This window comes from Pseudomonas sp. FSL R10-1350, from assembly GCF_009600525.1.
GTDB classification, from domain to species: Bacteria; Pseudomonadota; Gammaproteobacteria; order Pseudomonadales; family Pseudomonadaceae; genus Aquipseudomonas; species Aquipseudomonas helleri.
On record NZ_WIVR01000001.1, the window covers coordinates 105,691 to 129,048 of the forward strand.

General features: G+C 58.7%; 19 protein-coding genes and 1 other RNA gene. 2 read left to right on the forward strand and 18 right to left on the reverse strand.

Annotation, left to right across the window (positions count from 1 at the left end):
- Positions 1–105: 105 nt before the first annotated feature.
- Together GHO25_RS00470 and GHO25_RS00475 are read left to right on the forward strand one after the other, a co-directional pair.
- Positions 106–1,425 carry an OprD family porin gene (locus GHO25_RS00470; RefSeq protein ID WP_048367169.1) on the forward strand — a complete coding sequence of 440 codons (1,320 nt, stop codon included), beginning with the start codon at positions 106–108 and terminating at the stop codon, positions 1,423–1,425.
- Positions 1,426–1,587: 162 nt separating this feature from the next.
- A complete protein-coding gene (locus GHO25_RS00475; protein ID WP_256677127.1) occupies positions 1,588–3,033 on the forward strand; it encodes a sensor domain-containing diguanylate cyclase in 1,446 nt (481 codons plus the stop codon).
- A gap of 664 nt (positions 3,034–3,697) precedes the next feature.
- Here GHO25_RS00475 and lpxC read toward each other — a convergent pair.
- From lpxC to rsmI, 18 genes are all read right to left on the reverse strand, one after another.
- On the reverse strand, positions 3,698–4,609 hold the full coding sequence (gene lpxC / locus GHO25_RS00480) for a UDP-3-O-acyl-N-acetylglucosamine deacetylase (RefSeq protein ID WP_048367172.1): 912 nt from the start codon (positions 4,607–4,609) through the stop codon (positions 3,698–3,700).
- A 112-nt stretch (positions 4,610–4,721) separates the two neighbouring features.
- Positions 4,722–5,936, reverse strand: coding sequence for a cell division protein FtsZ (gene ftsZ, locus GHO25_RS00485; RefSeq protein ID WP_048367173.1), 1,215 nt, complete (start codon positions 5,934–5,936; stop codon positions 4,722–4,724).
- Between the two features lie 71 nt (positions 5,937–6,007).
- On the reverse strand, positions 6,008–7,267 hold the full coding sequence (gene ftsA / locus GHO25_RS00490; RefSeq protein WP_048367176.1) for a cell division protein FtsA: 1,260 nt from the start codon (positions 7,265–7,267) through the stop codon (positions 6,008–6,010).
- Between the two features lie 15 nt (positions 7,268–7,282).
- Positions 7,283–8,149 (reverse strand): cell division protein FtsQ/DivIB, encoded by an 867-nt coding sequence (locus GHO25_RS00495; protein WP_048367179.1) that lies wholly within the window; start codon positions 8,147–8,149, stop codon positions 7,283–7,285.
- A gap of 4 nt (positions 8,150–8,153) precedes the next feature.
- Positions 8,154–9,110 (reverse strand): D-alanine--D-alanine ligase, encoded by a 957-nt coding sequence (locus GHO25_RS00500; protein WP_153389573.1) that lies wholly within the window; start codon positions 9,108–9,110, stop codon positions 8,154–8,156.
- Entirely contained in the window at positions 9,107–10,567 is a 1,461-nt protein-coding gene (gene murC / locus GHO25_RS00505) for a UDP-N-acetylmuramate--L-alanine ligase (protein ID WP_048367183.1), read from the reverse strand. The genes GHO25_RS00500 and murC overlap by 4 nt, the downstream gene beginning before the upstream one ends.
- A complete protein-coding gene (gene murG, locus GHO25_RS00510) occupies positions 10,560–11,630 on the reverse strand; it encodes an undecaprenyldiphospho-muramoylpentapeptide beta-N-acetylglucosaminyltransferase (RefSeq protein WP_153335592.1) in 1,071 nt (356 codons plus the stop codon). Before murG ends, murC begins: the two co-directional genes overlap by 8 nt.
- The gene (ftsW, locus tag GHO25_RS00515; protein ID WP_048389895.1) at positions 11,620–12,834 is read right to left on the reverse strand and encodes a putative lipid II flippase FtsW; all 1,215 of its coding nucleotides are present in this window, start codon (positions 12,832–12,834) and stop codon (positions 11,620–11,622) included. The genes murG and ftsW overlap by 11 nt, the downstream gene beginning before the upstream one ends.
- Complete coding sequence (gene murD, locus GHO25_RS00520; RefSeq protein ID WP_178109930.1) at positions 12,831–14,177, reverse strand: UDP-N-acetylmuramoyl-L-alanine--D-glutamate ligase; 1,347 nt, start codon at positions 14,175–14,177, stop codon at positions 12,831–12,833. Before murD ends, ftsW begins: the two co-directional genes overlap by 4 nt.
- Before the next feature lie 5 nt (positions 14,178–14,182).
- Positions 14,183–15,265, reverse strand: coding sequence for a phospho-N-acetylmuramoyl-pentapeptide-transferase (gene mraY, locus GHO25_RS00525; protein ID WP_048367188.1), 1,083 nt, complete (start codon positions 15,263–15,265; stop codon positions 14,183–14,185).
- The gene (gene murF, locus GHO25_RS00530) at positions 15,265–16,632 is read right to left on the reverse strand and encodes a UDP-N-acetylmuramoyl-tripeptide--D-alanyl-D-alanine ligase (protein ID WP_153389574.1); all 1,368 of its coding nucleotides are present in this window, start codon (positions 16,630–16,632) and stop codon (positions 15,265–15,267) included. Before murF ends, mraY begins: the two co-directional genes overlap by 1 nt.
- Positions 16,625–18,088, reverse strand: coding sequence for a UDP-N-acetylmuramoyl-L-alanyl-D-glutamate--2,6-diaminopimelate ligase (gene murE / locus GHO25_RS00535; RefSeq protein ID WP_153389575.1), 1,464 nt, complete (start codon positions 18,086–18,088; stop codon positions 16,625–16,627). The genes murF and murE overlap by 8 nt, the downstream gene beginning before the upstream one ends.
- Entirely contained in the window at positions 18,088–19,833 is a 1,746-nt protein-coding gene (locus GHO25_RS00540) for a penicillin-binding protein 2 (protein WP_048367191.1), read from the reverse strand. The genes murE and GHO25_RS00540 overlap by 1 nt, the downstream gene beginning before the upstream one ends.
- Positions 19,830–20,123, reverse strand: a complete 294-nt coding sequence (gene ftsL, locus GHO25_RS00545; protein WP_048367192.1) for a cell division protein FtsL — start codon at positions 20,121–20,123, stop codon at positions 19,830–19,832. The genes GHO25_RS00540 and ftsL overlap by 4 nt, the downstream gene beginning before the upstream one ends.
- The gene (gene rsmH / locus GHO25_RS00550) at positions 20,120–21,067 is read right to left on the reverse strand and encodes a 16S rRNA (cytosine(1402)-N(4))-methyltransferase RsmH (RefSeq protein WP_048367194.1); all 948 of its coding nucleotides are present in this window, start codon (positions 21,065–21,067) and stop codon (positions 20,120–20,122) included. Before rsmH ends, ftsL begins: the two co-directional genes overlap by 4 nt.
- Positions 21,064–21,519, reverse strand: a complete 456-nt coding sequence (mraZ, locus tag GHO25_RS00555) for a division/cell wall cluster transcriptional repressor MraZ (RefSeq protein WP_048367195.1) — start codon at positions 21,517–21,519, stop codon at positions 21,064–21,066. Before mraZ ends, rsmH begins: the two co-directional genes overlap by 4 nt.
- A 357-nt stretch (positions 21,520–21,876) precedes the next feature.
- Positions 21,877–22,230: RNase P RNA component class A (rnpB, locus tag GHO25_RS00560), an RNA gene on the reverse strand.
- A 129-nt stretch (positions 22,231–22,359) separates the two neighbouring features.
- Positions 22,360–23,214, reverse strand: coding sequence for a 16S rRNA (cytidine(1402)-2'-O)-methyltransferase (gene rsmI, locus GHO25_RS00565; RefSeq protein ID WP_048367196.1), 855 nt, complete (start codon positions 23,212–23,214; stop codon positions 22,360–22,362).
- Positions 23,215–23,358 lie beyond the last annotated feature (144 nt).

A 23,358-nucleotide genomic window follows, 5' to 3' on the forward strand; every position in this document is an offset into this window, starting at 1 on the left:
TTTTTGTTTTAAAAAAAGGCGCATAGACCGTGAAGCGCCTACAAATAAGAACTGAATTTTCAAAGAAAATAAAAACTGCCGTCACTTTAAAGGAGCAACCGACTGATGAAACAAGCGCTAAAGCTCAGTCCTCTATTCATCGCACTGACTGCAACGATCCCTCTGATTGCACAGGCAGATGACGACACCTCAAAAGAGGGGTTCATCGACGGCTCGACCCTCGACTTGCATCTACGCAACTACTACATGAACCACGACATCCACAGCCCGGACACCCATGACGGCAAGGAGTGGGGCCAAGGCTTTATTGCCAAGTTTGCTTCAGGTTATACCCCTGGCGTGGTCGGTTTTGGTCTGGATGCGTACGCCATGCTCGGCCTCAAGCTCGATGGCGGTGGTGGTACCAGCGGCAGCAGTATCCTGCCGATTGGTGGCGGCAACGGTAATGCGCCCACCGACTTCTCGTCGGGCGGTGCAGCGCTGAAAATTCGTGCGTTTGATACCGAACTGAAAGCCGGTGACCTGTTCATCACCAACCCAGTGATCGCAGGCGGTGAAACCCGCATGTTGCCGCAGACGTTCCAGGGCATCAGCCTGACCAACCACAGCTTTGCGGGCTGGATGCTGGAAGGCGGTCAAGTCACATACGACAAGCCCTACAACCAGAGCGGCATGCGCCGCCTGACCACCACCTACGGCAATCTGAATGACCAGACCACCAAGCACCTGACTTGGGCTGGCGTAGCGTTCAGCGGCATCCCGGGAGTTACCAGTAACCTGTATGCCTCGCAGTTGCAAAACGTCTGGAACCAGTACTACTACGACCTGGACTACACCCATTCGCTGAGCAACGGCATCACCCTGAACCCTGGCTTCCACTACTACCACACGCAGGACACAGGCAACGCGCTGCTGGGTGCTATCAACAACAACACCTTCAGCCTGCACTTTGCAGTGGGGATGGACGGGCACAAAGTCACCGCGGTGTACCAACGCGTCAACGGCAACACGCCGTTTGACTACATCAACCAGGGCGACAGTATTTACCTGGATAACTCGCAGCAGTATTCGGACTTCAACGGCCCGAACGAACGCTCGTGGAAACTGCAATACGAGTATGACTTTGCTGGCCTCGGTATCCCTGGCCTGACCACCAGCGCCTCGTACTCACGTGGTGAAGTGGACCTGACCAAGGCTGATCCGAACAGCATCGGTTACAGCAACTGGTACAACCCCAATGGCAAAGACGCCTTCCACTGGGAGCGTGACCTGAGCGCCAAATACGTGGTTCAGGAAGGCAAGGCCAAAGACTTGGGCTTTACCCTGCGCTGGGCAACCAACCGTGGCAACGCGGCCTATGAAACAGTCGATCACAATGTCGATGAATACCGCGTGATTGTTGACTATCCTCTGAACATCTTCTAAATCGTGACCTTAAGGCCAGCTTTTTAGCTGGCCTTAAACCTCAAGGGCTGTACCTTAGGAGCAGGCACGATTTATAGCCTTGAGGGTAAAGCCATTAAGTATTCCGCGCGCACTCCTGTCATTACCCGCCGCACACTGATCGGGGCAACGACATTTTCAGCCTTGGTCATTCTCGGTATCGTCAGCTATTTGCTGGTGCGCGAATATCGCAACACCGAAGCAGATGCTAGGCGTTCCGCCCTGAACATCGTGCAACTGATCAATCGAGATATTCGCAACACCTTCTCTATTTATGATTCAGCACTGATCAACCTCATTGACCTGCTGCACACCCAGGCCTTGGCGACGCTGCCAGCCCAGACCCGGCAATCCTTGCTCTTCGACAGAACCAACGAAGCGCCCTCTTCTTTCGGTTTTTTTGTACTGGATGCTCAGGGCAAACTGATTGCCCGCTCAAAACCAGTCGTCAGCGTACCCCCGAACGCCACCCAACAGCCGTGGTTCAGCGTGCAGCAAAACAGTACCCGCGATGAACTGTTCATCAGCCACCCCTATCTCGCCAGTTCAGACAGCCCCGAATGGATCATCTATCTCAGTCGCAGACTGGTGGCTGAGGACGGGACTTTTGCCGGTGTGGCTGTCGGAAAACTGAAAATATCGTATTTCCAAAACCTGTTCCGGGGCCTGGACATTGGCCCCAGCGGCAATATCAGCCTGCTCGACACGGATGGCACGCTGATGTTGCAGTACCCGCCGACCAGTAAAATCTCAATCGGCCAGGACCTCAGCCAGGCGCCCAACTTCCGGCGGTTCTTAAATGAGCGCTTTGGCAGTTTTATTGCCATGTCCGGCATTTATCACCACGAGCGCCTGTACACCTTCGCTCAGGTGCACGACCTGCCCATTATCGTGGTGGTGGCGATAGCGGCCTCGAGCATTTTCAGTAATTGGCAGCACACGGCATTAGTGATCGGCAGCGTCACGCTGCTGTTATGCCTGGGCCTGCTGTGGCTGACCTGGTTGCTGATTCGCGAATTGAATTTGCGCCTGCATGCCGAGCGTGATCTAGCCGCCTTGACGTCAACCGACCCGCTGACCGGGCTGGCCAACCGCCGCACACTGGATCGGGCCCTGGATCTGGAATGGCGCCGGGCGCAACGCACGGGCTGCCCGCTGTCGCTGGTGATGATTGATATCGACCACTTCAAGGCTTTCAATGATCTCTACGGCCATCAGGCAGGTGATGAAGCCATCCGTCAGGTCGCCGCCGTGATCAAGACCCATGTTCGCCGCCCTTCGGACTTGGCAGCCCGTTACGGGGGCGAAGAGTTTGCGGTGGTACTGACCGAAACAGAGGCCGCCAATACGCGCCTGCTGTGCGAAAAAATCCGCCTCGCCGTCGAGCAAATGCCCCCGGTGTTGCCGGAGCATAAAAAGCTGACCATCAGCCTGGGCTCGTGCACCCGTTATGCCAAGCCGGGTGAAACCCAGGACGCGTTGTTGAGCGCCGCTGACAAGGCGCTGTATCAAGCCAAGAAAGCCGGGCGTAACCGGGTCGTGAACATCAATGAGACGGGGTTGAATGCGGTGAAGCCGCCGTTGGTATGACCTTTGTATACGGCAGTTGCGATCTTTAAGATCAAAAGATCGCGAGACAAGCTCGCTCCTACAGATGTGCACCGCCCGTAGCAGTTGACGAGCTTTGCGAGGCTACGTCCGGCTTGTAACCGCTGCCGAGGCACGAAGGCTGCGATGGGTGGCGAAGCTGTCCCACCCAAGATCAAAAGATCGCTCCTACAAATGTGCACCGCCCGTAGCAGTTGACGAGCTTTGCGAGGCTACGTCCGGCGTAGTCGCAGACGAGGCACGAAGGCTGCGATGGGTGGCGAAGCTGCCCCACCCAAGATCAAAAGATCGCGAGACAAGCTCGCTCCTACAAATGTGCACCGCCCGTAGCAGTTGACGAGCTTTGCGAGGCTACGTCCGGCGTAGTCGCTGCCGAGGCACGAAGGCTGCGATGGGTGGCGAAGCTGCCCCACCCGAGATCAAAAGATCGCGAGCAAGCTCGCTCCTACAAATGTGCACCTCCCTGCGAGGCTACGTCCGGCGTAGTCGCTGACGAGGCACGAAGGCTGCGATGGGTGGCGAAGCTGCCCCAGCCAAGATCAAAAGATCGCGAGACAAGCTCGCTCCTACAGATTTACGTTAAACATCGGGTAAAAAAAAAGACCACCCGAGGGTGGCCTTCAAAAACTAGAGAATGAAGTTTTACTTAAACTGCCGCAACCGGACGCATGTACGAGATCGGTGCAGTGCTGGCGTCTTCAAAGGTCACGACTTCCCATGCATCAGTCTGTTCAATCAGCTTGCGAAGCAGCTGGTTGTTCAGGGCATGGCCAGACTTGAAGCCCTTGAACTCACCAATCAGGCTATTGCCCAACAGGTAGAGATCGCCAATGGCGTCGAGGATTTTGTGCTTCACGAATTCGTCTTCGTAGCGAAGGCCGTCTTCGTTCAGTACACCATCGGAATCGACTACGATCGCGTTTTCCACGCTGCCGCCGAGTGCGAGGTTGTGCTTGCGCAGGTACTCGATGTCACTCATGAAACCAAAGGTACGCGCGCGGCTGACTTCTTTTACAAATGAAGTGCTTGAGAAATCCACGCTTGCACTTTGGGTGCGGTTACGGAAAACCGGGTGATCGAAATCGATCTCGAAGCTCACCTTGAAGCCTTCGAAAGGGACGAAAGTAGCGCGCTTGTCGCCATCTTCCACTGTCACTTCACGCAGGATACGGATGAACTTCTTCGGCGCGTCCTGTTCTTCCAGGCCGGCAGATTGAATCAAAAACACGAAAGGTCCGGCGCTACCGTCCATAATCGGGACTTCAGACGCGGAGAGTTCGACGTAGGCGTTATCGATCCCAAGGCCAGCCATGGCCGAGAGCAAATGCTCTACCGTGTCTACTTTTACATCGCCGTTGACCAACGTGGTCGACATCGTCGTCTCGCCGACGTTTTCCGCGCGAGCAGGAATCTGCACCACAGGGTCAAGGTCTGCACGACAAAACACGATGCCGGTGTCCACAGGCGCAGGCTTGAGGGTCAGGTAGACCTTCTCACCGGAGTGCAGGCCGACACCTGTGGCACGGATAATATTTTTCAGGGTGCGTTGTTTAATCATGGCATTGGCCGCTTCAGCGCAAATTGCGAACTGGTATCAACAAAGGCTGGCGATAATAGCAGACCGAGCCTTTGCTGAACACCAATCACCTGAATCCCCCTGATTGATTTCATTAATCAGCCTGACGACGCAGGAATGCCGGGATGTCCAGGTAGTCCAGATCATCTTGCGGATTCAGCTTGGCAGCGGCTGTTGCGCCGTGCTGAGCCTGATTACGCATCACGGTTGGGCGGTCCAGGTCACGGTAGTTAACCGCTGGCAGCTCCTGACGCTCGACACGCGGTTCTTGACGCGAAGGCGCTGGCTGGGCCGAAGCCGTTGCGTACGATGCCTGAACGGTGTTGTCGATAACCTTGACCGGCTTCTCGATTTTCGCGCCCAGACCGGTAGCAACCACGGTCACGTGCAGTTCGTCGCGCATGTCCGGATCGATAACAGTACCGACCTTGACCATTGCGTGCTCCGAAGCGAACGCTTCGATGATGCTGCCCACGTCGGAGTATTCACCCAGAGACAAGTCAGGACCGGCTGTGATGTTTACCAGGATGCCGCGAGCACCTTCCAGGTTCACGTCTTCGAGCAGCGGGTTGCGGATGGCCGCTTCGGTCGCTTCACGTGCACGGTTAGGACCGCTGGCGCAGCCAGTGCCCATCATTGCCATGCCCATTTCGCTCATCACGGTGCGCACGTCGGCAAAGTCGACGTTGATCATGCCCGGACGCTTGATGATGTCGGAGATACCGCGAACGGCACCGGCCAGTACGTCATCGGCCTTGGCGAAAGCCGACAGCAGGCTGGCGTCTTTACCGAGGATGGTCAGCAGTTTTTCGTTCGGAATCGTAATCAACGAGTCAACGCTTTCGGACAGCAGACGAATACCTTCGTCAGCGATCTGCATGCGCTTGCGACCTTCAAACGGGAACGGACGTGTCACCACCGCAACGGTGAGGATGCCCATTTCCTTGGCCACTTCGGCAATGATCGGCGCAGCACCGGTACCGGTACCACCGCCCATGCCCGTGGTGATGAACACCATGTTGGTGCCCTGCAACACTTCAGCGATGCGCTCGCGGTCTTCCAGAGCGGCCTGACGACCGACCTCAGGATTGGCGCCAGCACCCAGGCCTTTGGTCACACCGGTGCCCAATTGCAGGATGGTACGCGCGCCAATGTTCTTCAGCGCTTGTGCGTCAGTGTTGGCGCAGATGAATTCCACGCCTTCGATGTTGCTCTTAACCATGTGGTTAACAGCATTGCCACCGCCACCACCAACACCGATAACTTTGATTACCGGGCTCTGCGGGATGTTGTCTACGAGTTCGAACATGGTCCCTCTCCTTACATTCTCTAGTTATTTCGCCTACTTCTACTGCTTTTGAATCTTTTACTGCTCAAGCTTTAAAAGTTGCCCTGAACCCAGCGCTTGAGGCGCTCGAACACAGGGGCTTTTTGTTCTTCACTGCTGTAGCTGTCGCGGTTGCTGATACCCGATATGGAAATACCGTCCGACTGCTTTTGCAGCCCGTACAGCAACAAGCCCACAGCGGTGGAGTAAATCGGATTGCGCACAACGTCGGACAAGCCTTTGAAGCTGTGCGGTACGCCCAGGCGAACCGGCATGTGGAAGATCTCCTCAGCCAGCTCGACAGCGCCTTCCATTTTCGAAGTGCCACCGGTCAGCACGATGCCGGCCGGGATCAGGTCTTCGTAGCCGCTGCGACGCAGCTCTGCCTGGATCAATGTGAACAATTCGTCGTAACGCGGCTCAACCACTTCGGCCAAGGCCTGGCGGGACAGCTCGCGCGGAGGACGGTCGCCCACGCTCGGTACTTTGATGGTTTCACCCGCGCTGGCCAGTTTGGCCAGTGCGCAGGCGTAACGGATTTTGATTTCTTCGGCGTATTGGGTCGGGGTACGCAACGCCATCGCGATGTCGTTGGTGACCTGATCACCCGCAATCGGGATCACCGCGGTGTGACGAATAGCGCCTTCAGTGAAGATCGCGATATCCGTGGTGCCACCGCCGATGTCGACCAGGCACACGCCCAGTTCTTTCTCGTCATCGGTCAATACCGAGTAAGCCGACGCCAGTTGCTCGAGGATGATGTCATCCACCTCAAGGCCACAGCGACGCACGCATTTCTCAATGTTCTGCGCAGCATTTACCGCGCAAGTCACCACGTGCACTTTGGCTTCCAGACGTACGCCCGACATGCCCAGCGGCTCACGAACGCCCTCCTGGTTGTCGATCACGTAGTCCTGCGCCAGGGTGTGCAACACACGCTGGTCTGCCGGAATGGCCACTGCCTGGGCAGCGTCAAGCACGCGCTCAAGGTCAGCCGTGCTCACTTCACGATCACGGATGGCAACGATGCCGTGGGAGTTCAGGCTGCGGATATGGTTACCCGCAACGCCGACGAACGCCGAGTGGATCCGGCAACCGGCCATCAGCTGCGCTTCTTCAATCGCGCGCTGGATCGACTGCACGGTGGACTCGATGTTGACCACCACGCCCTTCTTCAGGCCCCGGGACGGATGCGTGCCAATACCGACGATTTCGATCGTGCCGTCTTCACCAACCTCGCCTACCAGCGCCACCACCTTGGAGGTACCGATATCGAGACCAACGATCATTTTGCCGCTTTGCACATTTGCCATGGGTCCTGCCTCTTCTTAATTCTTCGCGACAGCGGGTTGGGCTATCGTGGGTGCCACAGGTTCCCGCCAGCCGACGGCCAATCCGTTGGCATAACGCAAATCAATGCGCGCAATGTTTGTAATCTGTTCTTTCAGCGTTTTTTCATAGATGGCTATGAAGCGACGCATTTTTTCTACCAAGTGATCGCGCCCCAACAGCAACTCGATCCCAGGCCCTGCACTGCCGGCTCCGGTGGTCAGGAACCAGCTACCGCGCTCACGCAATTCCAGCCGGGCAATGGAAAAGCCCATCGGACGCAGCATCTGGCTCAACACCTGATACTGCTGCATCACTTGCTGCTGGGCCCGTTGTGGGCCAAACAGCTGCGGCAAATGTTCGTAGTTGGCCAGCTCACGCGGGGTGAATGCCTGGCCCTGGTTGTTCAGCAATGCTTCATCGCCCCAGCGCGCAACCGGCAGTTGCTCTTCAAGGCGAATCACCACTTGGTCCGGCCACACCCGACGGACTTCGGCGTGAGCAATCCATGGCATTTGTTCCAGCTCAGTGCGCATGCCTTCCAGATCGACCGTAAAGAAACTCGCGGCCACATAAGGAGCAATACGCTGTTGCACGGCCTGCTGACTGATGTAGGTCAAGTCACCCTGCACATTGATGTTGGTGATCGGGCGGTCCGCGTACGGCATCAGGCGTTGTGCACCTTCGTACGTACCGAACCCCAGGGCCACCAGCAACACAGGCCAAAACAGCACTTTCAAAAAGCCAAAATTGGCTTTTGGCACACGCACCGACATCGGCTCTTTAGCCACCATCCGGCTGGCACCCCGTGGCACCGGCTTGCGGCCGGGGACAGGTTGCTGATGACGAAGCGATGCGCCTGGCATGGTCTTAACCTCGTGTCTCAACACTGGCGGCCAGAATCGACAGCACCAGTTGTTGGAAATCCAGACCCGCCGCCTTGGCTGCCATCGGCACCAGGCTATGGTCCGTCATGCCCGGCGCGGTGTTGACCTCAAGCAACCAGAACTGACCATCGACGTCTTGCATCACGTCCAGACGACCCCAACCGGCAATCCCGATCGCCTCACAGGCTTTGGCCGTGAGTTCCATCAGCTCTTGCTCTTTGTCGCTATCAAGGCCGCACGGAATCCGGTACTGAGTATCCTCAGACACGTATTTGGCGTCGTAGTCGTAGAACGTATGCGGCGTGCCCAGTGCGATAGGTGGCAACACTTGGTCACGCAGGGTGGCGATGGTGAACTCCGGACCGTGGATCCATTGCTCAACCAGCACTTGCGAGTCGTACTTACTGGCCTCGGTCCAGGCGACGATCAATTCGTCTGCACTGTTCACTTTGGCCATACCGATACTTGAACCTTCATGGGCCGGTTTGACGATCAAAGGGAAGCTCAGTTCCTTCGCCGCAGAAATACAATCGGCTTCACTGCTCAACACGGCGTGACGCGGGGTTGGAATCCCCAGGCTGTGCCACACCTGCTTGGTGCGCAGCTTGTCCATGGCCAAGGCCGACGCCAGAATGCCGCTGCCGGTGTAAGGGATGCCCAGGCATTCCAGCAGGCCTTGCATGCTGCCATCTTCACCGCCACGGCCGTGGAGGATGATAAAGGCGCGGTCGATTTTTTCAGCGGTGATACGGCTGATGAAGTCATCGCCCACATCGATACCGAAGGCGTTAACACCCGCGTCCAGCAACGCCTTGAGAACCGCATTACCCGATTTCAGGGACACTTCACGTTCAGCACTTTTGCCGCCAAAGAGCACCGCCACCCGGCCGAAATCGGCGGGGGCGATGGTCGAAAACAGCGTGGCGTAGGCAGCAGTCATTTCAGTTTCCCCTCGTTGGCGGCGATTACAGCACCGGCGAACAACGGACTTTTAATCAGTTGCGGTGCCAGACGGCCGATATCGCCCGCCCCTTGGCACAGCAGAATGTCGCCCGCACGCAGCAGCGGCTTGACGATCGGCGCCAGCTCAACGCCGCGCTCGATGTAGATCGGGTCCAACTGGCCGCGCTGACGGATGCTGTGGCACAGCTGGCGGCTGTCCGCGCCCGGAATCGGCTCTTCGCCCGCCGGGTAGACTTCCATCAACAGCAACACGTTGGCGTCGGCCAGCACTTGCACGAAATCGTCGTACAGGTCGCGGGTACGGCTAAAGCGGTGCGGCTGGTAAACCATGACCAGGCGGCGCTCAGGCCAACCACCGCGCACGGCTTTAATCACTGCAGCAACTTCGGTCGGGTGGTGACCGTAGTCGTCCACCAGCATCACGCTGCCGCCGTCGACCGGCAGTTCGCCGTAGACCTGGAAGCGGCGACCCACACCCTGGAAGCCCGACAGGCCCTGAACGATGGCTTCATCGCTGATGCCTTCATCGGAGGCGATGCAGATGGTGGCCAAGGCGTTCAGTACGTTGTGGTTGCCCGGCATGTTGACCGACACATCCAGCGGCTCGCGGTCTGGGCGCAGCACGGTGAAGAAGGTTTGCATGCCCTGCTGGCGCACATTGATTGCGCGTACGTCAGCGGCTTCGCTGAAGCCGTAGGTCACGGTCGGGCGTTTGACCAGCGGCAGGATTTCACGCACCACCGGATCGTCCAGGCACAGCACAGCCAAGCCGTAGAACGGCAGGTTGTGGAGGAACTCGACGAAGGTTTTCTTCAGTTTGTTGAAGTCGCCTTCGTAGGTCGCCATGTGATCGGCGTCGATGTTGGTGACCACCGCAACCAGCGGTTGCAGGTGCAAGAAGCTGGCATCGCTCTCGTCAGCTTCGGCAATCAGGTAACGGCTGGTGCCCAGCTGGGCATTGGTGCCTGCTGCATTCAGACGGCCACCGATCACGAACGTCGGGTCCAGACCACCGGCCGCGAACACCGAAGCCAACAGGCTGGTAGTGGTGGTTTTACCGTGCGTGCCGGCAACGGCGATGCCGTGGCGATAGCGCATCAGCTCAGCCAGCATTTCAGCCCGTGGCACCACCGGAATGCGGCGCTCAAGCGCACTGGCGACTTCCGGGTTGGAGGTGTTTACAGCGCTGGACACCACCAGTACATCGGCGTTGGCAGCGTTCTCGGCGCGGTGGCCGATAAAGATGTGCGCGCCAAACGACTCAAGGCGTTCGGTGACCGCCGATGCATTGAGGTCAGAGCCCGACACCTGATAGCCCAGGTTCAGCAATACCTCAGCGATCCCGCACATGCCCACGCCGCCGATACCGACGAAGTGGATACGACGGATGCGGCGCATTTCCGGTTGCGGCATGGCTTTTTGATTCTCAACCATTGGCCACCTCCAGGCAGATGTCGACAACGTTACGGGTGGCATCAGGTTTGGCCAGGCGACGCGCGTTGGCCGCCATGCTGTTGAGTCGTTCCGGTTGCATCAATACCTCTGTCAGGCGAGCCGCCAGTTCGGCCGCGCCAGTTGTCGCTTGCGGCATCAGGAAGGCCGCGCCCTCCCGTGCCAAAAAGTCAGCATTACGGCTCTGATGGTCGTCAATCGCGTGGGGCAACGGCACCAGCAGCGAAGGCAGACCGGCCGCAGCCAGTTCACTGACGGTCAGCGCGCCTGCGCGACAAACCACCAGGTCGGCCCAGCCATAGGCGTGGGCCATGTCTTTGATGAAGGGCTGAACATCTGCCTCGACACCGGCCGCGGTATAACGCTGGGCGGTGATTTCATCGTGTTGTTTGCCCGCCTGATGAAACACTTCAGGGCGCAGCTCAGCCGCTACGTTGGCCAAGGCTTCAGGCAGTAATTTGTTCAGGGGCTCGGCGCCCAGGCTGCCGCCCAGCACCAGCAAACGCGCCTTGCGCCCTTCGAGTGCAGCGCGGGGCGCCAGGGTGAACAGTTCGGGGCGCACCGGGTTGCCGGTAGTGCGCAGTTTGTCGGAGGCGGCAAACGTCTGCGGGAAGGCTTCACACACACGGCTCGTCATCGGCACCAATAAACGGTTGGCGGTACCGGCCACGGCGTTCTGCTCGTGAATGATCACCGGCACGCCGCAGGTTTTGGCCGCCAAGCCACCAGGCCCGGTCACATAGCCGCCAAACCCGAGTACACACACGGGCTTGAGTTGGCGGATGATTGCGCGTGCCTGAAACAAGGCCTTGAGCAACACAAACGGTGCTTTGAGCAGCGACAGTTTGCCTTTGCCACGCAGGCCCGTGACGTTGATCCGGTGCAGGGTAAAGCCTGCCGGTTCGACCAGTTCGTTTTCGATGCCTCGCGGTGTTCCGAGCCAGTGCACGGTGTAGCCACGCGCTTCAAACTCACGCGCGCAAGCCAGCGCCGGGAACACATGCCCGCCGGTGCCGCCCGCCATGATCAGCACATTAGCGCCCATGGTTCGGCTCCTCTGCGAAGTCGCTTTCTTTGAAGTCGGTCTCTTCGCTGCCCAGGTGGGTTCGACTCTCCCACTCGATGCGCAGCAACAAACCCATACACACACAGCAAATCACCAACGAACTGCCGCCATAACTGAGGAATGGCAAGGTCAGGCCTTTGGTCGGCAGCAGACCGACGTTTACCCCGATGTTGATCAGGAACTGGCCGATCCACAGGAACGACAAGCCGTACGCCATGTAAGCCGAGAAGTATTGTTTGGCGCGCTCTGCCCACATGCCGATGTACATGCCGCGCACACAGACGAACACGAACAGCGCCACGGTCAGCAACGAACCGACCACGCCGAGTTCTTCAGCCAATACCGAGAACACGAAGTCGGTGTGCGCTTCAGGCAGGTAGAACTGCTTTTGTACGCTGTTGCCCAAGCCCACCCCGAACCACTCGCCGCGACCGAACGCGATCAGTGCCTGGGTGAGTTGGTAGCCCGAACCAAACTGGTCGGACCATGGGTCGGTAAAGGTAATCAGACGCGCCATCCGGTACGGCTGTGCTTGAACCAGCACGAACACCGCGCCCACCGCCAACGCCACCATCAGCGCGAAGCGGAACAGGCCCACACCGCCGAGGAACAACATGGCCGCCGCTGCGCCCATCATTACGACGGTGGCGCCGAAGTCAGGCTCCATCAGCAACAGACCGGCCATGGGCAGCAACACGATGAAGGGCTTGAAGAAGCCCATCCAGCTGTCGCGCACTTCCTTCTGCTGACGCACCAGGTAGCCGGCGAGGTAAATCACCACAAACACCTTGGCGATTTCCGAAGGCTGCACGTTAAAGAAGCTGAAACCGATCCAGCGCATCGAACCGTTGACCTCACGGCCAATGCCCGGCAGCAACACCATGACCAGCAAGCCGAACGCACCGATCAACAACATGAAGCCCATACGCTGCCAGGTCGCAATCGGCACCATCATGGTCATGATGCACGCACCCAGACCGAGCACGATGTAAAACAGGTGCCGGATCATGTGGTACAGCGTGTTACCCGACTGCAACGCCGCCACTTCGGACGATGCCGAGGTGATCATCACCAGCCCCAGGCCCAGCAGCGCCAGGCAACCGGCCAGCAGCGGGAAGTCGAGGTCTATGCCACGGCCCGTGATCAACGGCGAAGGGTAAGGTTTCAGGAATCCGAAGATCATGCCAATGCCTCCACTGCGCGCGCAAAGAGGTGGCCGCGTTCTTCGTAATTTTTAAACATGTCAAAGCTGGCGCACGCGGGCGACAGCAGTACCGCGTCACCTAGGCGAGCCTGTGCACGGCTTTGCGCGATGGCGTCGTCCAGCGATGTGGCACGAATTTGCGGAACCGCATCACCCAGCGCATCGGCGATCAGACCGCTATCACGGCCCATCAACACCACGGCGCGGCAGTGTTTGGCGACGGAATCGCGCAGGCCGCTGAAATCAGCGCCCTTGCCGTCACCGCCGGCGATCAGGATCAGCTTGCCGTCCATGTCCGAGCCCAAGCCTTCAATGGCCGCCAGAGCAGCACCGACGTTGGTGGCTTTGGAGTCGTTGTAATAGCTCACGCCGTCCATTTCGCGGACCCATTGGCAGCGGTGCTCAAGACCGGCAAACGTGCGCAGGCTCGACAGCATGGCGTCGAACGGCAAGCCCACGGCATGCCCCAGCGCCAGCGCAGCCAAGGCGTTGGCCTGGTTGTGCGCGCCACGGATTTTCAATTCACGCACGGGCATCAGGTTCTGGAATTCGAAGGCCAGGTATTTTTCGCCCTGCTCTTCGCGCAGGCCAAACGCCTTGAAATCGGGAACGCTCAAGCCGAACGACCAGCACGGCAGGCCTTCGCCCATCAGCGGACGGGTGAGTGCGTCCTGACGGTTGAACACTACTTGGCGAGCGCCACGGAAAATCCGGTGCTTGGCCAAGTGATACGCCGGCAGGCCGCTGTAGCGGTCCATGTGGTCTTCGCTGATGTTGAGCACGGTGGCGACTTCAGCGCCGAGGTCGTTGGTCGTTTCGAGCTGGAAGCTCGAGAGTTCCATCACGTACAGTTCGATGTCATCGCTGAGCAGGTCCAGCGCCGGGGTGCCAAGGTTGCCGCCCACGGCCACACGCTTGCCGGCCGCCGCGGCCATTTCGCCCACCAGCGTGGTCACGGTGCTTTTCGCGTTGGAACCACTGATTGCCACGATGGGGGCTTTCGCGTTACGCGCGAACAGGTCGATGTCGCCCGACAGCTTCACCCCACGGGCAGCGGCCGCTTGCAGCGCAGGCGTCGCCAGGGCCAGGCCGGGGCTCACGTAGAGCTCATCGGCGCGGCACAGGAACTCGACGTCCAGCTCGCCACAACGCACGTCCACCTGCGGATAGTCACGGCGCAGCGTGGCCAGCTCCGGGGGATTTTCCCGCGTGTCCGCTACGGCAAACGACACACCCCGGCTCGCCAGAAAGCGCACCAGGGACATGCCGCTCTTGCCGAGGCCGACAACGATGCGGAAGTGGTCAGAAGCGATCAGAGACACAGGTTCTACCTCAGCTTCAGCGTGGCAAGGCCGATCAACACGAGGATCACGGTGATAATCCAGAAACGGACGATCACGCGTGGCTCAGGCCAGCCCTTGAGTTCAAAGTGGTGGTGTATCGGCGCCATGCGGAATACCCGCTTACCGGTCAGCTTGAACGACGCGACCTGGATGACCACCGACAGGGTTTCCATCACGAACACACCGCCCATGATGAACAGCACGATTTCTTGGCGCACGATGACCGCGATGGTGCCCAGCGCAGCACCCAGCGCCAGTGCGCCGACGTCGCCCATGAACACTTGTGCCGGGTAGGTGTTGAACCACAGGAAGCCAAGCCCGGCGCCAATCAGTGCGCCGCAGAATACAATCAGCTCACCGGCGCCCGGGACATACGGGATCAGCAGATAGTCAGCGAATTTCAGGTTGCCCGACAGGTAGCAGAAGATACCCAGCGCGCCGCCGACCATCACGGTTGGCATGATTGCCAGGCCATCGAGGCCGTCAGTCAGGTTGACCGCGTTGCTCGAACCGACGATCACAAAATAGGTCAGCACGACAAAGCCGATGCCCAGTGGAATGCTGGCATCTTTAAGAATCGGCAGGATCAAAGTGGTCTCGACGGCGCTTGGCGCGGTCACGTACAGGAAGATCGCCGCAGCCAGGCCGAACACCGATTGCCAGAAGTACTTCCAGCGGCTTGGCAGCCCGCGCGAGTTCTTTTCGATGACCTTGCGGTAGTCGTCAACCCAGCCAATGGCGCCAAACAGCAGGGTCACCAGCAACACGACCCACACATAACGGTTGCTCAGGTCAGCCCATAGCAAGGTGCTGATGGTAATGGCCGACAAGATCAACGCACCGCCCATGGTCGGGGTGCCGGATTTGGACAGGTGTGATTGCGGACCATCGTTACGCACCGATTGGCCGATCTGACGGTTTTGCAACGTGCGGATCATCCACGGGCCCAGGCACAACGACAACGACAGCGCGGTCAGTACACCCAAAATCCCGCGCAGGGACAGGTACTGGAAGACTGCGAAGCCCTTGTAAAACTGTTGTAGATACTCCGCTAGAAGCAGCAGCATTAATGTTTCTCCCCGCAGGAACCGCACAGTGCCGCAACGACGTTCTCCATCGCTGCGCTGCGCGAGCCCTTGATCAAAATAGTGGTGTTTTTTTCGTGCTCAGTGCGAAGTGCCGTGATCAGGTCAGCCTGATTGGCAAAGTGACGAGCCTGGTGTCCAAATGCAGCGACGGCATGAGCCATCAGCGGTCCCACCGCATAGAGCGCTGAAACCTTGTCGGCGGCATAAGCGCCTACTTCACGATGTCCTTGCTCCGCCCACTCACCCAGCTCGCCTATGTCTCCGAGTACCAGGACGGTACGACCGGAAAAGGCGGCGAGTATATCAACGGCAGCGCACATTGAGGTGGGGTTTGCGTTGTAAGTGTCATCAATAATTCGCAGGCCTGTGCTAGTCACTTGCGCGACCGCACGCCCTTTGACCGGCTGCACGGCCTCAAGGCCGGTTTTGATGCCGAACAACGACACACCCAGCGCATGGGCGGCAGCCGCGGCGGCCAAGGCATTGGCCACGTTATGCGTGCCCAACAGGTTGATTTGAACCGGCTCGATACCTTGCGGGCTGTGCAAGGTAAAACGTGGGCAACCCCGCGCATCCAGGCTCAAATCACTGGCGTAGAAATCTGCTTCAGGGTTTTTCAGCGAGAAGCTGAGCACCTTGCGACCGGCTGCGCGGGCGTGCCAGATGGCAAAAGCCTTGTCATCGAGGTTGAGCACGGCGATGCCGTCTGCCGCCAGGCCTTCAATAATTTCACCTTTGGCCTCGACGATTTTGTCAGGGCCGCCGAACTCACCCACGTGGGCGGTACCGGCGTTGTTCAGCACCGCAACGTGGGGCTTGGTCATGGCCACGGTGTAGGCGATTTCGCCGATGCGCGAAGCACCCAGTTCGATGACCGCCGAGGTGTGTTCCCGGGTCAGTTCGAGCAGGGTCAGCGGCACGCCCAAGTCGTTATTCAAGTTGCCTTTGGTCGCCAGCACCGGGCCACGCGTGCGCAGGATGCAGGCCAGCATTTCCTTGATCGTGGTTTTGCCGCTGGAGCCGGTGATGGCCGCAACCGGCTTGTCGTAGCCAGCACGGTTCAGCGCGCCCAATTGGCCCAACGCGACACGGGTATCCGCGACCACCAGTTGAGGCAAGGCCGACTCAGGCACTTCGTGCTCAACAAGGGCTGCGACGGCGCCTTTTGCAGCGACGTCATTCAAATAGTCATGGCCATCAAAGCGCGGGCCGGTCAGGGCAATGAACAACTGGCCCTGACCAATGGCGCGGCTGTCGATGCTGACACCGCTGAAAGACGCGTCTGCACCGACCACACGGCCGTTCAGGGTGGCTGCCACTTCGCTCAACAACAAAGGCTTAAGCATGCGCAGCCTCCCAGGCTTTGAGGGCTTTTTCAGCTTCGACCAGGTCAGAGAAATCGTGGCGTTCGCCGTTGATTTCCTGATAGTCCTCGTGACCTTTACCGGCCAGCACGATGACGTCTTCGGCGTGGGCATTGGCGATGATCTGGGCAATGGCGGCACCGCGACCGGCGACAAAGGTCACCTTGTCAGCGTTGGCAAAGCCTGTACGGATATCGCTGAAGATCTGCGCCGGGTCTTCGCTGCGCGGGTTATCGTCTGTCACCAGTACGGCGTCAGCCAACCGCTCGACCACTTCGGCCATGATCGGGCGCTTGCCGCGATCACGGTCGCCGCCACAGCCGAACAGGCATTGCAATTGACCTTTGGCGTGAGGACGCAGGGCCGCCAGTACTTTTTCCAGGGCGTCCGGGGTGTGGGCATAATCGACCACGACCAGCGGCTTGCTGCCGCCGCCCAGGCGCTGCATGCGACCCACCGGGCCTTCCAGCTTGGGCAAAACTTTGAGAATTTCATCGAGCGCATAGTCGAGACCGAGCAACGCACCCACTGCCGCGAGGACGTTGCTCAGGTTGAAACGACCGAGCAGAGTGCTGCGCAACAGGTGCTCGCCTTGCGGGGTTACCAACGTGGCGCGCACACCATCGTCATCGAACACCGCGTCACGGCAATACAGGTAAGCGCTGCTATCTTCGAGGCTGTAACTGATCAGTTTCGAGGGGTGTTTTTCGCCCGCCAATTGACGGCCGAACTCGTCATCCAGGTTCACCACCCGGCTGCTCAGATCGGGCCAGGCAAACAGCTTGGCCTTGGCGGCTGCATAAGCCTCCATGGTGCCGTGATAGTCCAGATGATCGCGGGACAAGTTGGTCATCACGGCCACGTCGAACGCCAACGCACTGACCCGACCTTGATCCAGCCCGTGGGACGACACTTCCATGGCAACGGCTTTGGCCCCGGCCTTTTTCAGGTCGGCCAACATGGCTTGCACGGCAATCGGGTCCGGCGTGGTGTTGCGCCCGCTTTGCAGCGCACCGTAAAAACCGGTACCCAGCGTGCCAATGATGCCGCAGTGTTGGCCCAGGTGATCAAGCGCTTGCGCGACCAGTTGCGTCACGCTGGTTTTGCCATTGGTGCCGGTCACGCCCACCAGGTTGAGGGCGTGGCTTGGCTCACCATAAAAGCGCCCGGCCAGGTCAGACAGTTGGGCGATCAAGCCTTTGACAGGGATCAGCGGTACATCGGTAATCGGCAACACCGAAGCGCCTTCGACTTCATAGGCCACAGCGGCTGCGCCACGCTGCAAGGCATCGGCAATGTGTTCACGGCCATCGAGCTTGGCGCCCGGCACCGCGAGAAACAAATCACCGGCACGCACACTGCGGCTGTCGAGGGTCAACTCACGGATCATCACGTCGTGACCCGCGTTAGGGAAAATCTTGATCAGGTTCAGGGACATTAGCCGCGCCCTCCTTTGGCTGCTGCAGCGGTCGCAGCTTGTTGCTCTGCTGCCGTAGGCAGGTTGTCCGGGGTCACGTTCATCAGGCGCAACGTACCGGACATCACTTTGCTGAAGACCGGCGCCGATACCAGACCACCGAAGTAGCCCGCCTTGCTCGGCTCATCGATCACGACCACGATCGCGTAGCGCGGATCGCTCATCGGGCCAAAACCGGCAAACAGGGAACGGTAAGAGTTGACCGCGTAGCCTTTAACGCCGCCGGACGAGGTTTTACGCGCCGTACCCGACTTGCCGCCGACGTGATACGCCGGCACCTTGGCACGCCAGACACCACGCGGGTTTTCGATCACTTCCTGGAGCATGCCCTGCAAGGTCTTGGCGACCTGTTCCGGCATGACTTGCGTGGCTTGTACGGGCTTGTCCTTGTCGGCTTTGAGCAAGGTCAGCGGTGCCAGCTTGCCGTTGTTGGCCAATGCCGAGAACGCGTGAACCAACTGGATGGCGGTCACGGAAACACCGTAGCCGTAAGACAGGGTCGCGGTTTCGGCTTTGCGCCATTCACGGTAGTTAGGCAGGTTACCCACACGCTCGCCGGGGAAGCCCAGACCGGTGTCCTGGCCCAGGCCCATTTTCGCCATCTGACGGAAAATCGCTTCGCCACCGATATCGAAGGCGACCTTACTCATGCCCACGTTACTGGAGTTGATCAGGATGCCGGTCAGGTCCAGCACCGGGCCTTCAGTACGCGATACGTCACGAATGGTGTATTTGCCCAACTGCAAGGTACCCGGGTACACCTCAACCTTGTCGGTTGGTTTCCAGCGACCGGTTTCCAGCGCCGCACTCATCGAAATCGGCTTAACCGTTGACCCCGGCTCGAACACGTCGATCATGGCGCGGTTACGCATCATCGCCGGTTGCAGGTTGCGACGGTTGTTCGGGTTGTAAGTCGGTTGGTTGACCATGGCGAGGATTTCGCCGGTCTTTACGTCCATGATCACCAGGCTGCCCGCCTTGGCACCGTTTTCGACCAGCGCATTGCGCAGTTCACGGTTGGCCAAGTATTGCAGACGCAGGTCAATCGACAACGCCAAGGTCTTCCCTGCCTTGGCGTTTTTAGTGACTTGAATGTCTTTGATCAGGCGACCGCGTCGGTCCTTGATGACCTGTCGCTTGCCCGGCACACCGGCCAGCCATTCGTCATAGGCCAGTTCAACTCCCTCACGGCCTTTGTCATCGATATCGGTAAAGCCCACCATGTGAGCAGTGACTTCACCGGCCGGGTAGAAGCGGCGGAACTCTTCAATGCCGTAAACGCCCGGAACCTTGAGGTCGAGCACGACTTGCCCCTGCTCAGGCGTCAGGCCACGAACGAGGTAAATGAATTCTTTGTTGGCTTGCTGCTCCAGGCGCGCGGTCAGCACTTTAGGGTCTTGCCCAAGCGCGCGTGCCAATGCCGGCCAATGATCTTTACCCGCCTGCATTTCTTTTGGGTTGGCCCACAGCGTGGTCACCGGCGTACTGACCGCCAGAGGCTCACCATTACGGTCGGTAATCAAGCCGCGGTGTGCCGGGATAGTGATGTGCCGCAAGCTGCGGGCATCGCCCTGACCTTTCAAGAAATCGTGGTCGATCACTTGCAGGTAGATAATCTGGCAGGCGATCGCGCCTACCAGCAGCGCCAGTAAACCCAGCACCACGCGAAAACGCCACGGATAGAGCGCGCCTTCGAGTTTGATCATGGCGTCACCATCCGAACTTCTGCTGCACCGGGGATGTGCATCTTCAGTTGTTCGCTGGCCAGGGTTTCGATACGGCTATGGGCAGTCCAGGTGCTCTGCTCAAGGATCAAGCGGCCCCACTCTGCCTGGGCCTTGTCACGCACGCTCAGCTCCCCATACAGGGTGTTGAGCAATTGGCGGTTCCAGTGCGCGCTATAGGAAACGCCCACGGCTGAAACCAGCACGGCAACAAACAGCAGCAGCATGAAGAAGCTTCCGCCGGGGAGGGGTTTGGCGTAAAGCTTGTTCAACGAAGCTTCTCCGCAACGCGCATGACAGCGCTGCGCGAGCGCGGATTGGCTTTGAGTTCAGCTTCAGAAGCGAACTGCGCCTTGCCATGAATTTTGATCTTGGGTTCAAAGGCTTTGTGCTGGACAGGCAAGCCACGCGGCAGGTTGTCCGGTTCACCTTTGACCAAATCACGCATGAACAGCTTGACGATGCGGTCCTCGAGGGAGTGGAAGCTGATAACAACCAGACGGCCGCCGACTTCCAGCGACTCCAGCGCCGCCTCAAGACCGGCCTTCAGGTCTCCGAGTTCGTTATTGACGTGAATACGCAGGCCCTGGAACGTACGGGTCGCAGGGTGCTTGCCCTTTTCCCAGGCCGGATTGGCAACTTTGAGTACTTCAGCCAGATCGCCAGTGCGCTCGAACGGAGTGATTTCACGGCGCTCGACCACGGCACGAGCCATGCGACCGGCGTAGCGCTCTTCGCCGTATTCCTTGAACACACGGGTGATTTCTTCGTGGGAGGCGGTGTTGACGAACTCCGCCGCGCTGATGCCCGCATTCGGGTTCATGCGCATGTCCAGCGGGCCGTCATTCATGAAGCTGAAGCCACGCTCCGGGTCGTCAAGCTGTGGCGAAGACACGCCCAGGTCGAGCAAAACGCCGCTGACCTTGCCCGCCAGGCCGCGCTCGGCCACTTCGGATCCCATTTCAGCAAAGCTGCGCTGCACAATGACAAAGCGGCCGTCTTCGGCCGCTAGCGCTTGCCCGGTCGCAATCGCTTGTGGATCTTTATCAAACCCGAGGAGACGCCCCTGGGGGCCAAGATGCTGGAGTATCAGGCGGCTATGTCCGCCGCGACCAAAGGTGCCATCCAGATAGCATCCATCAGGACGTACGGCGAGAGCCTCTACGGCTTCATCGAGCAGTACGGTGATGTGGTTGAAGTCGCTATCAATAGTCACAGAATTAAATCACGCAGTTCATCAGGCATCGCGCCCGGTTGTTGAATGGCTGCAAGGTCAGCGGCAGAAACGGCTTCCCAGGCATCCTCGTCCCACAGTTGAAACTTGTTCAACTGGCCCACCAACATCGCGCGCTTGTCCAACTTGGCATACTCACGCAAACGCGGCGGCACCAGAAAACGACCACTGCCGTCGAGCTCAAGATCGACGGCATTACCAATCAACAAGCGTTGTAAACGTCGGTTTTCTTCACGTAACGACGGCAACGCCCGCAGCTTGGTTTCAATCAATTCCCACTCATCGAGCGGGTACACACATAAGCAGGGATCCACCGCATCAATGGTCACGATCAGTTGCCCGGAGCTTCTCGAATTCAGCTCGTCACGGTACCGGCTCGGCATTGCGAGACGGCCCTTGGCATCGAGACTGATTGCGTTAGCTCCGCGAAACACGAGGCGGCACTCCAAATATTAGCGTTTTACGTCTGGAAAACCCACTTTATGCCACTTTTCGCCACTTGCGCACACTATAGGAATGCCCCTACCACACCGTCAAGGCGCGGCCCGAAGGAAAATCCTTACATTACGGAGATTTAGGTGGGTAAATAGACGTACAGCAATAAGCGAAAGGTTTTTTCGAGGAGCGATCCGCAGCTAATTCAATGCGCAGGACTTCAAACTTAAAGTGGTTTCTTAAGAGTGAGGTTTTTTTGACATTAAGATGAGCGGTTCTTCATGCAACTAAAGCGAGGGGGTGAAGCGAGCATTTCTACATGCCTATCTGCTTGCGAAACAAGCAGGGAGAAAAAGGTGGAGAGTCGATCTGTAAGCCGGGTTCTGTCTTGAACAGTCATTCGTCTACGATGGCCATCACTGGACATCTTTAGCAACCTACCCGGTCCCAGCGCGGGCCACGCCTTGGGACCCTATTTGGTCTTGCTCCAAGTGGGGTTTACCTAGCCACGAACTGTTGCCAGACGTGCGGTGCGCTCTTACCGCACCTTTTCACCCTTACCGGCGCCGAAGCGCTTAGGCGGTTATTTTCTGTGGCACTTTCCGTAGGCTCACGCCTCCCAGGCATTACCTGGCACTTCGCCCTATGGAGCCCGGACTTTCCTCCCCCCCCTAATTTTCATAGAGGGCAGCGACTGTCCAATCGACTCTCCGGCGCGAAGGTTAACTGTACGCAGCGTATAGAACAAGCTTTAAAGCGTGCATTAGCGCCCGACAACCAAACTTCTGCGGCTACATTTAAAGTCCGACTGTTAGATCAAGGCTAAATGCCACTATTCGTTACTCTGCTTTCTGCTTATCAAGCGCAACTTGGTACAACACGTTTTTGCGCTCACCGGTTATTTCAGCGGCCAATGCAGCCGCACGCTTGAGCGGCATCTCTTTAAGCAACAAATCAAGAATGCGCATGGCTTCACTGCTGACAACTTGATCTGTCTCGGGAGCTGTCCAACCAGCAACCAGCACCACGCATTCGCCACGCTGTTGATTGCTGTCCGCCTCAACAAAAGCGCGCAGCTCGGACAAAGGCAAACCCTTGAGAGTTTCAAAGGTCTTGGTCAGCTCCCGCGCCAACAATGCCGGGCGATCAGCACCAAACACCGACTCCATGTCTTGCAGGCACTCCAGAATACGGTGCGGCGCCTCATAGAAAATCAGCGTACGTGGTTCTTCCTTTACTGCCTCCAGACGCGAGCGACGGCCCACAGCCTTGGCCGGCAAGAAGCCTTCGAAGATAAAGCGGTCAGAGGGCAAGCCCGCGGCCGACAAAGCGGCAATCAAGGCGCACGCACCCGGCACCGGCACCACTTTGACCCCGGCCGCACGTGCCTGGCGCACCAGGTGGTAGCCCGGATCAGAGATCAGCGGGGTCCCCGCGTCGGAGATCAACGCCACGTCCTCACCGGCGAGCAAGCGCTGGATGAAGCGATTACCTTCATCCCGCTCGTTATGCTCGTGACAGGCACCCAGCGGCGTCGCGATACCAAAATGCTGCATCAGGCGCAGCGAGTGGCGCGTATCCTCGGCCGCGATCAGCGATACCTCGCGCAACACTTTGAGCGCTCGCGCACTGATGTCGTCCAGGTTACCGATGGGCGTGGCCACCACATAAAGTGAGCCAACAACGGAATTCAAAGCACCTGGAGCAGTCAAAACGCGCACCTCATGAGAGTTAAAGGCGCCATTGTAACGCGTAGAGCCTGGCTGGACGCACCCTTAAAGGAGCGGCCAAAAGTCTCAACCGGCAAAACACTGCCCATCGCAGTGGCCAGAACTCAT

Excerpts from the sequence above, each read along its gene's own strand:
- GHO25_RS00540 (WP_048367191.1), bottom strand. The coding sequence starts at position 19,833 with ATGATCAAACTCGAAGGCGCGCTCTATCCGTGGCGTTTTCGCGTGGTG.
- lpxC (WP_048367172.1), bottom strand. The coding sequence starts at position 4,609 with ATGATTAAACAACGCACCCTGAAAAATATTATCCGTGCCACAGGTGTC.
- murE (WP_153389575.1), bottom strand. The coding sequence starts at position 18,088 with ATGTCCCTGAACCTGATCAAGATTTTCCCTAACGCGGGTCACGACGTG.
- GHO25_RS00495 (WP_048367179.1), bottom strand. The coding sequence starts at position 8,149 with ATGCCAGGCGCATCGCTTCGTCATCAGCAACCTGTCCCCGGCCGCAAG.
- mraY (WP_048367188.1), bottom strand. The coding sequence starts at position 15,265 with ATGCTGCTGCTTCTAGCGGAGTATCTACAACAGTTTTACAAGGGCTTC.
- ftsA (WP_048367176.1), bottom strand. The coding sequence starts at position 7,267 with ATGGCAAATGTGCAAAGCGGCAAAATGATCGTTGGTCTCGATATCGGT.
- ftsW (WP_048389895.1), bottom strand. The coding sequence starts at position 12,834 with ATGATCTTCGGATTCCTGAAACCTTACCCTTCGCCGTTGATCACGGGC.
- GHO25_RS00470 (WP_048367169.1), top strand. The coding sequence starts at position 106 with ATGAAACAAGCGCTAAAGCTCAGTCCTCTATTCATCGCACTGACTGCA.
- ftsZ (WP_048367173.1), bottom strand. The coding sequence starts at position 5,936 with ATGTTCGAACTCGTAGACAACATCCCGCAGAGCCCGGTAATCAAAGTT.
- GHO25_RS00500 (WP_153389573.1), bottom strand. The coding sequence starts at position 9,110 with ATGACTGCTGCCTACGCCACGCTGTTTTCGACCATCGCCCCCGCCGAT.
- murG (WP_153335592.1), bottom strand. The coding sequence starts at position 11,630 with ATGGGCGCTAATGTGCTGATCATGGCGGGCGGCACCGGCGGGCATGTG.
- murC (WP_048367183.1), bottom strand. The coding sequence starts at position 10,567 with ATGGTTGAGAATCAAAAAGCCATGCCGCAACCGGAAATGCGCCGCATC.
- murF (WP_153389574.1), bottom strand. The coding sequence starts at position 16,632 with ATGCTTAAGCCTTTGTTGTTGAGCGAAGTGGCAGCCACCCTGAACGGC.